We start from the raw sequence: 564 nt of genomic DNA, 5'->3' as shown, positions 1-564 counted from the left end.
GATTACATCGCCAACGGTGTCAGCAATAGAGACAGTAATAGTGTCCTCAGGACCGGGATCGGCTTCGTCAACAATGGTCATATCGGCAGTCGCTTGACCGACCACGATGGCCTCAAAGCCGCCGCCAACTGGATTACTAATGGTGATGCCAACCAGCTCACTACCTTCAGCGATAAAGTCATCGATGGTATTAAGAACCAAATCAACACTACTACTACCTGTCGGAATGGTTACTTGTACCACCCCAGTGAAGTCGACGCCGTTCGCGGCCACACCACTATAAGCGACATCAACGGTAATATCGGTGATGGCGGTAACGCTGTTACCATCGGAATCGGTGAGACTGATCGGGAAGCTAGCGCTATCGCCCTCAATCACATCGCCGACGTTATCAGCAATGGAGACGGTGATAGTGTCTGTAGGATCAGGAACTGGTGAATCGATAATGTTCATATCAGCAGTTGCTTGACCGACCACGATGGCCTCAAAGCCGCCGCCGACCGGATTACTAATGGTAATGCCGACCAGCTCACTGCCCTCCGCATTAAAGTCATTGATAGTATC

Annotated in this window: 1 protein-coding gene; it reads right to left on the bottom strand. The window is 50.9% G+C overall.

Translation table 11 applies throughout. From position 1 onward, the window contains the following. Nucleotides 1-564, bottom strand: a 564-nt coding sequence (locus JMX18_RS13165) for a hypothetical protein (protein ID WP_201588376.1), incomplete at both ends; no start/stop codon positions are given.

It is taken from the genome of Psychrobacter jeotgali, assembly GCF_904846315.1.
GTDB lineage: Bacteria > Pseudomonadota > Gammaproteobacteria > Pseudomonadales > Moraxellaceae > Psychrobacter > Psychrobacter jeotgali.
Note: the sequence above shows the minus strand (reverse complement) of the source record. Positions and strands in the feature narration are given on the sequence as shown.